This window comes from Pseudomonas sp. HY2-MNA-CIBAN-0224 (assembly GCF_040310285.1).
GTDB lineage: Bacteria > Pseudomonadota > Gammaproteobacteria > Pseudomonadales > Pseudomonadaceae > Aquipseudomonas > Aquipseudomonas helleri.
Map to the genome: position 1 here is coordinate 1 of NZ_JBEOPQ010000976.1, position 230 is coordinate 230.

General features: G+C 31.7%; 1 protein-coding gene. It reads right to left on the bottom strand.

Translation table 11 applies throughout. The annotated features are described in order from the left end of the window. Positions 1–21: 21 nt before the first annotated feature. Positions 22–230, bottom strand: a 209-nt coding sequence (locus AAEZ03_RS29150; RefSeq protein WP_350583503.1) for a hypothetical protein, incomplete at its 5' end; no start/stop codon positions are given.

The window sequence follows — 230 nt, forward strand, 5'->3', positions numbered from 1 at the left end:
TGTGTGCCTTTGCTCTTATCATCAGCCATAATCATCTAAGCCTTTATTAATCGATTTGTCATAAAGAGTAAAAGTAAGAAGTTGGTTAAATTTAGTGTTATCGAATGAACTTCTACTTAATCCAAAACCACTTAATCCAGTGCTAATGCAAGATATTATTGCATAAGGTAGGCTGATGCAAGTATTTTTTAATACACGAATGCAAGAATAACTTGCATTAATCGTTTGAT